10 protein-coding genes are annotated in these 11,207 nt (G+C 29.3%); all 10 read left to right on the forward strand.

Annotated elements, in window-relative coordinates; all coding sequences use genetic code 11:
- The first annotated feature begins 51 nt into the window (after positions 1-51).
- Genes rnpA through MARIT_RS15215 form a run of 10 tightly spaced genes read left to right on the forward strand, consistent with a single transcriptional unit; the run spans position 52 to position 11,192 of the window.
- Positions 52-444, forward strand: a complete 393-nt coding sequence (rnpA, locus tag MARIT_RS15170) for a ribonuclease P protein component (protein WP_100211955.1) — start codon at positions 52-54, stop codon at positions 442-444.
- Complete coding sequence (locus MARIT_RS15175) at positions 431-2,053, forward strand: S41 family peptidase (protein ID WP_100211956.1); 1,623 nt, start codon at positions 431-433, stop codon at positions 2,051-2,053. Before rnpA ends, MARIT_RS15175 begins: the two co-directional genes overlap by 14 nt.
- 43 nt (positions 2,054-2,096) lie before the next feature.
- Positions 2,097-3,776: a DUF6909 family protein gene (locus tag MARIT_RS15180; RefSeq protein WP_024741891.1), complete on the forward strand. Its 1,680-nt coding sequence runs from the start codon at positions 2,097-2,099 to the stop codon at positions 3,774-3,776.
- A gap of 24 nt (positions 3,777-3,800) precedes the next feature.
- Positions 3,801-4,841, forward strand: a complete 1,041-nt coding sequence (locus MARIT_RS15185) for a hypothetical protein (RefSeq protein ID WP_100211957.1) — start codon at positions 3,801-3,803, stop codon at positions 4,839-4,841.
- Positions 4,842-4,901: 60 nt separating this feature from the next.
- Positions 4,902-6,020 (forward strand): GDP-mannose 4,6-dehydratase, encoded by a 1,119-nt coding sequence (gmd, locus tag MARIT_RS15190; RefSeq protein ID WP_024741893.1) that lies wholly within the window; start codon positions 4,902-4,904, stop codon positions 6,018-6,020.
- A gap of 2 nt (positions 6,021-6,022) precedes the next feature.
- Positions 6,023-6,940: a GDP-L-fucose synthase family protein gene (locus tag MARIT_RS15195; RefSeq protein ID WP_100211958.1), complete on the forward strand. Its 918-nt coding sequence runs from the start codon at positions 6,023-6,025 to the stop codon at positions 6,938-6,940.
- Positions 6,941-6,944: 4 nt separating this feature from the next.
- On the forward strand, positions 6,945-8,105 hold the full coding sequence (locus MARIT_RS15200; protein ID WP_100212054.1) for a DegT/DnrJ/EryC1/StrS family aminotransferase: 1,161 nt from the start codon (positions 6,945-6,947) through the stop codon (positions 8,103-8,105).
- Between the two features lie 13 nt (positions 8,106-8,118).
- The gene (locus MARIT_RS15205; RefSeq protein WP_024741896.1) at positions 8,119-9,369 is read left to right on the forward strand and encodes an oligosaccharide flippase family protein; all 1,251 of its coding nucleotides are present in this window, start codon (positions 8,119-8,121) and stop codon (positions 9,367-9,369) included.
- A 19-nt stretch (positions 9,370-9,388) separates the two neighbouring features.
- Positions 9,389-10,186 (forward strand): glycosyltransferase family 2 protein, encoded by a 798-nt coding sequence (locus tag MARIT_RS15210; protein ID WP_024741897.1) that lies wholly within the window; start codon positions 9,389-9,391, stop codon positions 10,184-10,186.
- Positions 10,187-10,244: 58 nt separating this feature from the next.
- On the forward strand, positions 10,245-11,192 hold the full coding sequence (locus tag MARIT_RS15215) for a class I SAM-dependent methyltransferase (protein ID WP_100211959.1): 948 nt from the start codon (positions 10,245-10,247) through the stop codon (positions 11,190-11,192).
- Positions 11,193-11,207 lie beyond the last annotated feature (15 nt).

Genomic DNA, 11,207 nt, shown 5'->3' on the forward strand with positions numbered 1-11,207 from the left:
TACTATTCAACTAATATTATTTAGTTTTACAAAAATTATAGGATACTTATTGTGAAATTTACACTCGGAAAGGAAGAACGTTTAAAAAGTAAAAAATTAATTGGAAGGCTATATAGCGAAGGAAAATCTGTTAAAGTTTTTCCGCTTCGAATGGTTTACCTACAAGCAAATCATACCTCTAATTTTCCTGCTCAAATAGGGGTTTCTGTTCCTAAAAGAAATTTTAAAAAAGCTGTTCATAGAAACCGAATCAAACGGTTGTTACGTGAAACCTACAGAAAACAAAAATACACTGTTTATAATTCACTTAATGAACCTTATGTGTTTATGATTTCTTATCTTGCCAAAGATGAATGGGCTTATTCTGATATAGAGCGAAAAATGGACAAACTTTTAAATTCATTTGTTAGTGAAATAAACATGAAAAAACATGAAAAAAAATAAAAAACATGCACTTATCCTTTTAGCAGGAATACTAGCCTTATCTTTTTCTTTTCAATCGAAATTTTTTGAAATAGCAAAACAAATTGAAATTTACAATAATCTCTTCAAAGAACTCAATATAAACTATGTAAATGAAATAAATCCTGCTGAGCTTACTAACAAAGCGATCAAAAACACTCTTAAAGGGCTAGATCCTTATACTAATTTTTTTACGGAACAAGATGTTGAAAATGCTAAAATTAGACGAGAAGGAGAATACGGAGGCATCGGAATTGCTGTTTTTTATGATAAGAACGGAATTACCATAACCGAAATTTATAAAAACTACGTTGCAGATAAGGCTGGTTTAAAAGTTGGAGATATAATTACCAAAGCAGATGGACAAATATTAAAGGGATTAGAAAAAAATCAGTTAGCTATGGTATTAAAAGGCAGCCCTGGAAAAAAAGTTACCATTGAAGTTGACAGGCTAGGAAAAGCTTTGACCTTTAATTTAACATTAGATAAAATCATTATTGACGCTGTTCCTTTTTATGAAATGATTGATACTGAAATAGGATATATTATATTAAGCAGATTTAGTCAAAAAGCTGCTGCCGAAATAAAAAAAGCCTTCATTTCTTTAAAAGATCAAGGAATGAAAAAACTGATTCTTGATTTAAGAAATAACCCAGGAGGTTCTCTAGGAGAATCTATCAATATTGTTAATTTTTTTACTCCCAAAGGCAGTAACGTTGTTGAAACAAAAGGAAAGCTCAAAAAAGCAAGTCAAATTTACAAGGGGCATAACGAACCTTTAGATTTAGAAATTCCCATAGTAGTGCTCATAAATGGTCGCTCTGCTTCAGCCTCAGAAATTGTTTCAGGAGCATTACAAGATTATGACAGAGCTGTTATTTTAGGAGAACGCTCTTTTGGAAAAGGACTTGTACAACGCTATTTCAAATTATCATACGGTACACAGCTAAAAGCAACTATTTCTAAATATTATACTCCTAGTGGAAGGTGTATTCAAGAGTTAGATTATGAAAATAGAAACCCTAAAACAGGTATAGTTCCTAAATTCTCTGAAGGTACAGTAAATTCTTTTACTACTAAAAATGGACGTACAGTGTATGATGGCGGTGGAGTTACTCCTGACATTCTCATAAACAGATCAAAACAAACAGAAGCCACAAAAAAACTACTTAAATCTCAAGCATTATTTAATTTTGCTACTGTATATACCAGTAAAAAAAATGCTATAAATATTGATGATTACTCATTTAATAATGCTGATTTCAATGCATTTAAAGAATACCTTGAAAAAGTAGATACCACATTTCTATCAAAGCAAGAATCTCTTTTTAAAACAGCCTATAATGCTAATAAAAACACTATTATAAGCGATGATTATGAAAAAATAAAGCTAAAATTAGCTAAAATAAAAATAGCTAATATTTCAAAAAATAAAGATTTTTTAGTAGAGCAAATACAAGATGAAATTATAAAGCGTTATCACTACAAAGAAGGCACCTACCAATACCATCTAAAACATGACAACACTATAAAACAAGCTATTAATATATTAAAAAACAAGTCAAAGTATAACAACATATTGGCTAAATAATAAGCCATCGTTAATTTAGTATCTTTGCCGATTAAAACAACGTATGTCACAACCAAAATTAAAAGAAAGAACGAGAGCTCAAGAGTCTACAAATGCCATTGAAAGGTTATACATCTCAATGCGTCACTTATTCAGTCGCGGTTTCTATAAACCAATGGGAGTTTCAGGAGAAACTTTACGTAAGTCATTACTTCTATTAAGACCTGAAATTTATGGTTCAATTGCTGAAGACAGAATGGAACTTAACGGTTTGGTATATGTAATTGAACGTTTGCCTGAAGGCATAGAAGAATGTCAGTTTATTAACTTAACCGCTGATGAAGGTTATAAAAACTCTCATTTTAAAGCTATTATTCCTCCTAAAAGGAGAAGAAACTGTTACCGCATAGATAAGGACCAAATGAATATCGAAATTACTCGTGGTCGCTCAGAAATTTATGACATTCTTACACATCTAACTTTCTTATTTATTGAATCTCATAAAATAAAAGATCGCGTTTTAATAAACGAAGGAGAAAATTATACCAGAGAATGGATAAACTTAGAAGAAATTGTTTTACATAATAAACAAATTTCACAAGAAGAAAGAGAGGTTACAATGGTTCATCTTGGAAATATTTTAGGAAGAACATATGAAGAAGTTATAACTGCTCACAATAAATTTTCTACGGATAAAAATCCTGATCGATTCTTTCAATTAATTTATTGGCTAGGAAAATTAGCTATTAATGAGGTAGTTCAAAATAAAAAACGTTCTATTACCTTTAGTTCTGTATTAAACGAACAAATTGGACATCATTTTTATGGCGAAATATGGGCAAATAATATAAAGAAGACTATGTTAGAAAATAACTTACTTCATAGGCCTACCCATATTATTAGCGCAAATATGCATAGTGTTTTAAACTCTATATACGCACATGATGCTTTACCTAAAGAAGCTAAAACTCATAAAAATTTCGAATTATATGAGCTTTTAAGTGATGAAAATAGCAAGCTTTTACAAAAAACAATAAAAAATTATGCTTCTGAAAATGGCTTAATTTATTTAAAGGATACATCAGGAACGAACATCAATGTTCAAATTATTGATACAGAAAAAATTAATCTAGAAAATACTCCTTTCGAAAGGGTAAATTCTAACGATGAAAAACCTGTTATCATCGTAATGGACTACGCCTTTGGCGAACAAGCTTATGAAACTATGGACGAGCTTTTAAAACCTTATAAAACCAAAGACGAAAGTATTCACTTGAATATAAAGTCGGTTTCTATTATGGGAAAAGCTGGTATTTTAGAAGGTGGTAAAGGAGATATTATGATTCCTTCAGCGCATATTTTTGAAGGGACAGCCGACAACTACCCCTTTAAAAATGAATTATCAAAAGAAGATTTAGAAGGCTTTGGTGTAAATGTTTTCGACGGATCTATGATTTCTGTATTAGGTACTTCCTTACAAAACAAAGATTTACTCAAATTTTTCCACGATTCTACATGGAAGGTTATCGGGCTAGAAATGGAAGGCGCTCACTATCAAAAAGCAATTCAATCTGCTTCCAAAATTAGAGGTAATGTTTCTGAAAATGTAAAAGTTCGTTATGCTTATTATGCCTCTGATAACCCTTTAGAAACAGGAGCAACACTAGCTTCTGGAGGATTAGGTATGAGTGGAGTTACTCCAACATATGCTATTACAAAAAAAATATTAGAGCAAATCTTGTAACTTTTTATATTAAAACCCCATACCATGCCCAAAGAGGAAGCACAAAAAAATGACGATATAGAATTAGGAAGTTTGTTTATAATAATTGGAAAAGGTTTTTCTACTCTTTTCAATTTTATTATGTCCTCTATTAATAATGTAGTTCATTTTTTTATTCTTGTTTTACTTTTTTTAAAACGTCACTTTCTTAAAATAGCGTTAGCTACAATTATAGGTGCTGTTATAGGATCCTTTATGGAATATAATAAGCACCAACGTTTTGGTGCCGATATGCTTGTACAACCCAATTTTAAAAGTACAAGGCAGCTGTATAGTAATATTCATTATTATAATGATTTAGCAAATCAAAAAGATAGTATCTTGCTTGCTAAAACCTTCTCTATATCTAATAAAGAAGGAGCTTCCTTAAAAAGATTTTTCATTAGCCCTGTAGAAAATGATAATGATATTTTAACCTACTATGATGAACTAATATTATCTGTAGATACTTTAGCTGCTAAAAGTTACTCTTTTGATGCCTTTAAAAAAGCATTTACTAAATATGACTATAAAATTCATAGAATTCATGTTGAATCTACTCAACGAAATTTATTTTCTTATTTAGATGACGTAATTATTTCCTCTATTACCGAAAATAAATATTTTAATAAACTAAAGAAACTAACGAACGAAAATTTAAATAGAACAGATTCTTTACTTCGGAAAAACCTATCTCAAACAGATTCTTTACATGACGTTTATAAAATGGTAATGCTAGAGAATGCCAGAAAACAAACCTCTGGAATTAATATTGACTTAGGAGGTGAGGAGAAATCTTCAAATAAAGAATTAGAACTTTTTAAAACAAGTAAATTAATTAATAAAGACCTAAAAGAAATCATTGAAGATAAATCTGACAAATCTGAAATAATAAATATTATCTCTAGCTTTCAACCTATTGGTTATGAAATAAAAGGAATTGACAAAAACTATGGTTTCTTATCAGCTCTTACTGGAGCAGGATTAATGATATTGCTCCTGCTACTTTTAAAATTAAATCGTTTCTTAAACTCTTATAAAGAATAATCTTTTTTGAAATTCTTCATTAAGTAATACAAATAAAAGCCCCAATTTTATACCTTTAGCATGAAAAAAGTAGCATTAATAACAGGAATTACCGGCCAGGATGGAGCTTATTTAAGTGAATTCCTATTAAAAAAAGGATACGAAGTTCATGGAATAAAAAGAAGATCTTCTAGTTTCAATACTCATAGAATTGACCACCTATACCAAGACCCTCATGTAGAAAACAGAAACTTTTTCTTACACTATGGAGATATGACAGATGGTACTAATCTTACCAGAATAATTCAGCAAATACAGCCTGATGAAATTTATAACTTAGCCGCCATGAGCCACGTACATGTTTCATTTGAAACTCCTGAATATACGGCTAATGTTGATGGGCTAGGTACTTTGCGTTTGTTAGAAGCTATTAGAATTTTAAACCTTGAAAAGAAAACAAGAATTTATCAAGCTTCAACTTCTGAATTATATGGAAAAGTTCAAGAAGTTCCTCAAACGGAAACCACTCCTTTTTACCCCAGAAGCCCATACGGGGTTGCTAAAATGTATGCATACTGGATTACCGTAAATTATAGGGAAGCTTATAATATATATGCTTGTAATGGCATTCTATTCAATCATGAATCTCCCATACGAGGAGAAACGTTTGTTACTAGAAAAATAACAAGAGCTATTGCTAAAATTGCTCTTGGGTTACAAGATAAAGTTTACTTAGGTAATTTAGATGCTCAAAGAGATTGGGGGCATGCTAAAGACTATGTAAGAATGATGTGGATGATTTTACAGGCTGATGCTCCTGAAGATTGGGTTATAGCCACTGGTAAAACAACAAAGGTAAGAGACCTTATTAAAATGGCTTTCAATCAAGTAGGCATTGAAATAGAATTCAAAGGAACAGGGAAAGAAGAAAAAGGCTTTATTAAATCTTGCAATAATCCTGAATATCAAGTTAAAATTGGAAAAGAAGTAATTTCAATTGACCCTCATTATTATAGACCTACAGAAGTAGATTTACTTATTGGAGATGCTTCTAAAGCTAAACAAAAACTAGGGTGGATTCCTGAATATTCATTAAACGAAATGGTTAAAGAAATGGTACAAAATGATCTTTCATTAGTTAAAAAGGAAATATACTTACAACAAGGGGGCTTCGTTAACAAAGAATATTTTGGAAACTAATTATGAAAATTTTATTAACAGGAGGTACAGGAATGGTTGGAAAAAACATCCTTTCTTACTCAAAAAATTACAATCACCTATTTTTAGCTCCAAATAGCAACGAACTCAATTTACTAAACTATACCGATGTTTATACTTATATAAAAAAACATCAGCCAAATTTTATAATTCATGCCGCCGGTTTAGTTGGAGGTATTCAAGCAAATATCAAACGCCCTGTAGATTTTTTAGTTAAAAATACAGATATGGGTAGAAATATCATATTGGCAGCTAAAGAAAATAATATTCAACAGTTACTTAACCTAAGTAGTTCTTGTATGTATCCTAGAGAAGGTAAAAATCCTTTACAAGAAAATTTAATTCTGAAAGGTGCTTTAGAACCTACCAATGAAGGATACGCTCTTGCTAAAATTTTTGCTACAAAACTTTGCGAATATATCTGTACCGAGAATAACTATTTCCAATACAAAACAGCTATTCCTTGTAATTTATATGGCAAATTTGATAAATTTTCTCCTGAAAATTCTCATATGATTCCTGCCGTTATTAAAAAAATTATAACTGCAAAAAATAAAAAAGAAACAACTGTTACTATTTGGGGAGATGGTACTGTTAGAAGAGAATTTATGTATGCAGAAGATCTTGCAGACTTTATTTTTTACGCTATTGAAAACTTTAGCGAAATGCCAACCAATATAAATGTTGGCTTAGGAAAAGATTATACAATTAATGATTACTATAAAACCATAGCTAAAATCAGCAATTTTGAAGGCAGTTTTATACATGATACTAAAAAACCTGTAGGTATGAAACAAAAACTTGTTGACGTAACAAAACTTAACGAATTTGGTTGGAGTTCTAATACTTCTTTAGAAGAAGGCCTCCGTAAAACAATTGAATTTTATAAACAAAATTATTAATATTATGAAATACCCCTTAGCTTCTTCTACTTGGGACTCGAATGAAATAAAAGCAATCCAGTCTGTTATAAACAAAGATATGTACACTATGGGAGCAAGTGTAAAAGAGTTTGAGCATCAATTTGCTGATTATGTTGGAGCCAAATATGCCGTCATGGTAAACTCTGGCTCTTCTGCAAATTTATTAGCTGTTGCCGCCCTATTTTATACTAAAACTCCCCTACTAAAAAGAGGAGATGAAGTTATTGTTCCTGCCGTTTCATGGTCAACAACATACTATCCTCTATATCAATATGGCTTAAAATTAAAATTTGTTGATATTGATTTGCATACTTTAAATTTTGATTTGGACGCTTTAGAGAATGCTATTTCTGATCAAACTAAAATGATTTTTGCAGTCAATCTTCTAGGCAATTCAAATAATTACGAAACTATCACTAAAATTATAGGAGATAGAAATATTATTTTATTAGAAGATAATTGTGAGTCAATGGGAGCAGAATTCAATAACAAACAAACAGGCACATTTGGAGTTATGGGAACTTTCTCTACTTTTTTCTCTCACCATATGGCTACAATGGAAGGAGGATTAATTTGTACTGATAATGAAGAACTTTACCATATTTTATTAGCTACTAGATCACACGGTTGGACACGTCATCTACCAGAAATTAACAAAGTAGCTAATAAATCAAATAACCAATTTGAAGAATCTTTTCGATTTATCTTACCTGGTTATAATGTTCGTCCTGTAGAAATGAGCGGAGCTATTGGCATTGAACAATTGAAAAAACTACCTTCCTTTATTAAGCAAAGAAGAGAAAATGCAACATATTTTCAATCTCGCTTCAAAAACCATAAAGATTTTTTCATTCAAAAAGAAATAGGCGCTAGTAGCTGGTTCGGATTTAGTTTTGTAATCAAACCTACTTCTACCTTAAAAAGAGAAGAAATTGTACAAAAACTAACTCAAAACAACATAGATTGCCGTCCTATAGTAACAGGTAACTTTGCACGTAAAGAAGTACTCCGATTTTTTGATTATGAAATTTTTGAGAAATTAAAAAATGCTGATTATATTGATAAAAACGGCTTTTTTGTAGGAAACCATCATACTTCTATTAAAGAAGAAATAGACCATTTATATAATATCTTAACAGATTAATCTAACACTAAAAATGTTTGCTCAAGGAAATGCTACTTTACAAAAATATAAAGGGCTGTTGGCTAACCTAGGTTACTTAACAGTTATTAAGGTTTTTAATTTAATCTTACCTCTAATTGTATTTCCTTATTTATTACAAACTCTAGGTTCTCAAAAATATGGCTTGGTCATTTTTGCAGAATCAATAGTAGTTTATCTAGTCATTTTCATAAGTTTTGGCTTTGCTTTATCAGGTACAAAAGAAATTTCTATACATAGAGATAATAAAAAAAAAGTAAATGAAATTGTTAGTAGTGTATATATCATAAAAGGCGTTATTTTTCTTATATCTACCTTCTGCTTCTTTATATTTTCTTCTTTCTTTTTAAAATATAAAGAGCATCAATTGCTTTTTTTTATTACAATGCACTTAGCTTTATACGAGTTTTTATTTCCTTTTTGGGTTTTTCAAGGAATTGAAAAAATGAAATATATTACTTATATTGATTTAATAAGCAGGGTAGTCTTTGTTCTTTTAATTTTCGTTTATATAAAATCTCCTAATGATTATTTATTCGTTCCTACTTTTCAAGGAATCGGTTCAATAATTTCTATTTGTATTGGACTATATATACTTTATACTAAAGAAAAAATAAGGTTTATAATACCTCCTTATGCCGTAATAAAAAAATACGCTAAAGAGAGCCTTTTATACTTTACTTCTACACTATCTATACAAGTATTTACCAACTCTAATAGATTTTTAATAGGCTCTTTCATTGGAATGACTAATTTAGCGTATTATGACATCGTTGAAAAAATTATTAAAATATTAGCGGTTCCTACAACAGTACTTAGAACGGTTTTAATCCCTTTTGTAAATAAAACAAAGGATAAAAAAATTGTACGAAATATCACCAAATTAATGGCTATTAGCTCAATTTTTATTGTTTTTGGAGTTTGGTTATTTGCTAATGAAATTATTTATTTAGTTACGAAGCAACATCATGAAAAAATAAGCTATTACTTAAAAATTTATTCATTAATAATACTACTTTACAATTTGAGCAATTACTATTTAGTAGTTAGTTTAAATGCCTTTGGGTATCAAAAATTATTTATGAAAACAATGCTCTCGTCAGTAGCCTTATATTTAGTTTTGATATTCATTATTTTCTTAGGTAAATTATTTATTGTTGATTATTTCATAAGTGTATTAATCATTGTTGAATTGTTTATTGTTTTTAACACCTATCATATTTCTTATAAAAAAAACTTACTATAAATAAAATCTTAAAAAAATTATGAGCAAACATCCATTGGTTAGCATTGTTACAGTTTCTTTTAATAGCGCAGTAACTATAAAGGATACTATTGAAGGAGTATTACAACAAACATATCCAAATATCGAGTACCTCATTATAGACGGAAAATCTACGGATACTACTTTAGATATTGTAAAATCTTACGAAGATAAATTTGCTGAAAAAAAAATCAGTTATAAATGGTTAAGTGAAAAAGACAATGGAATTTACGACGCTTATAATAAAGGGGTTTCTTTAGCTTCTGGTGATATTATAGGAATAATTAATAGTGATGATTGGTATAATAATAACGCTATTGAAGAAATTATACGTGTTTTTTCAAACCAAAAATTCGCAATTGTTTCTGGTGAAAAAAGGAAAGTCACCCTTCATAAAAAGACATATGGTTTTTATTATAACAAAAAAAATATAGGTAAATACGTTCATAAAGTAATGCCTTTAAATTTTCCTGCAACATTTATTCATAAGACTGTTTACAATAAAATAGGTCTTTATGACACACAATATAAATTGTCAGCCGATTACGATTTAATTTTTAGAGCTTATAAAGCAAATGCTTCTTTTTTATTTACAGATAAGGTAATTGTAAACATGAGAAATTCTGGAGCTACTGGCCAACTAAGTAGCTTATGGCTAACAGCAAAGGAAGATCAACATATTCGTAAAAAAAACAATGTTAAATGGACGAATTTTTACTATTTAAAAAGAATAATTTTTAATTGCTTAGTAATTGGTAGAGATACTTTCAAAAGTTTTTTTATTTTCAAAAAAAAGTAATTTGTACATATCTCTTTAATTATAACAAAGTATCCAGAACTCTCAAAATTGAATAAAAATGATTGATAAGATTAGTAAATTATTAGACATTTTGTTATTACCTTTTATTATTCCTGCTGCATTTATCCTAAAATTTGTTAGAAGGCTTGGTTTAAATCGACTTCCTTTCACTAGAAAAATGCTCGTTAAAATAGGGGTTATACCTATTATAAATCATTATTACGATCCATTTTTCTCTGAAAAAGATTTACAAAAACCTCTAAACGAAGAAAGAAGTTTAATGGGAATTGACTGGAATATCAATGAGCAATTAGCTTTATTAAAAAGCTTTTCTTTTTCTAATGAGTTTTCAGAAATACCAGATGACTATAAAAACGATTTATCTTTTCACTTTAATAATGGTTCTTTTTGCTCAGGAGATGCAGAGTATTGGTATAATATGATACGGTTAAAGCAGCCTAAAAAAATCATCGAAATTGGGTCTGGGCATTCAACTAAAATAGCGCAAAAAGCTATTTTAAAAAATAAAGAATTAAATCTTGAATATAATTGCCTCCATACTTGTATAGAACCTTATGAAATGCCTTGGCTAGAAAAACTTAATATCAATGTTATTAGAGAAAAGGTAGAAAATATTGAATTGAGCTTTTTTAAAACCTTGGAAGAAGGAGATATTTTATTTATTGATTCTTCACATATTATTAAGCCTCAAGGCGATGTTTTATTTGAATACTTTGAAATTTTGCCCATACTAAATAAAGGAGTTATTGTTCATATTCATGATATTTTTTCTCCTAGAAACTATTTGAAAGAATGGGTTATAGATACGCATAGACTTTGGAATGAACAATATCTTTTAGAAGCTTTTTTAAATTCAAATAAAAATTGGAGAATTATTGGTGCTGTAAATTATTTAAAACATAATCATTATGCACTATTACACTCAAAATGTCCTAGACTCACTGTAAATAGAGAACCAGGTTCTTTTTATATTGTAAAAAATTAATTTTTTATTTCTAAT

Source organism: Tenacibaculum maritimum NCIMB 2154 (genome assembly GCF_900119795.1).
GTDB lineage: Bacteria > Bacteroidota > Bacteroidia > Flavobacteriales > Flavobacteriaceae > Polaribacter > Polaribacter maritimus.

Excerpts from the sequence above, each read along its gene's own strand:
- MARIT_RS15175 (WP_100211956.1), top strand. The coding sequence starts at position 431 with ATGAAAAAAAATAAAAAACATGCACTTATCCTTTTAGCAGGAATACTA.
- MARIT_RS15180 (WP_024741891.1), top strand. The coding sequence starts at position 2,097 with ATGTCACAACCAAAATTAAAAGAAAGAACGAGAGCTCAAGAGTCTACA.
- MARIT_RS15185 (WP_100211957.1), top strand. The coding sequence starts at position 3,801 with ATGCCCAAAGAGGAAGCACAAAAAAATGACGATATAGAATTAGGAAGT.
- gmd (WP_024741893.1), top strand. The coding sequence starts at position 4,902 with ATGAAAAAAGTAGCATTAATAACAGGAATTACCGGCCAGGATGGAGCT.
- MARIT_RS15195 (WP_100211958.1), top strand. The coding sequence starts at position 6,023 with ATGAAAATTTTATTAACAGGAGGTACAGGAATGGTTGGAAAAAACATC.
- MARIT_RS15200 (WP_100212054.1), top strand. The coding sequence starts at position 6,945 with ATGAAATACCCCTTAGCTTCTTCTACTTGGGACTCGAATGAAATAAAA.
- MARIT_RS15205 (WP_024741896.1), top strand. The coding sequence starts at position 8,119 with ATGTTTGCTCAAGGAAATGCTACTTTACAAAAATATAAAGGGCTGTTG.
- MARIT_RS15210 (WP_024741897.1), top strand. The coding sequence starts at position 9,389 with ATGAGCAAACATCCATTGGTTAGCATTGTTACAGTTTCTTTTAATAGC.
- MARIT_RS15215 (WP_100211959.1), top strand. The coding sequence starts at position 10,245 with ATGATTGATAAGATTAGTAAATTATTAGACATTTTGTTATTACCTTTT.